1 protein-coding gene is annotated in these 557 nt (G+C 63.6%); it reads left to right on the forward strand.

The window, feature by feature from the left end:
• Positions 1–5: 5 nt before the first annotated feature.
• The coding region (locus AC1D0P_RS27635; protein ID WP_477679651.1) for an alpha-hydroxy acid oxidase at positions 6–557 on the forward strand (552 nt) is incomplete at its 3' end.

Below are 557 nucleotides of genomic sequence, written 5' to 3' on the forward strand. Positions count from 1 at the left end.
GGCACATACCGGGCTTTGCCTGGGAATATATGACTGGCGGCATCGGGCTGGAAGAGAATGTCCGGCGCAACTCCGATGATCTGCAGAAGATCCAGTTCATGCCGCGCTATCTCAGCGAAGCGCAGTCGCCGGTCATCTCGACCAAAATCTTCGGCAAGACCTATGACGCGCCGTTCGGCGTGGCGCCGGTCGGGCTCGCCGGCCTGCAGATCCCCGGCTGCGAACCGCCGATCGCCAAGGCGGCGCTGAAGCACAACATCATCCACATCCTGTCGACGCATGCCACGACCAGCCTCGAGAAGATGAAGACCTTTTCGGGGCCGAACGGCTGGTTCCAGCTCTATCCGCCCAACGATCCGAAAATGGAAACTGACATGGTCGAGCGGGCCAAGCGCTCCGGTTATGACGTGCTGGTGGTCACCGTCGATATCCCGGCCCCGACGCGGCGTGACCGCGACATCCGCAACGGCCTGTCGGTGCCGCCGCAGTTCGGACCGCGCACGGTCTGGCATGCGGCGATGCGGCCGACCTGGCTGATGCGGCTTGCAAAGCATGGC

The organism is Polaromonas sp. P1_G2 (assembly GCF_056405515.1).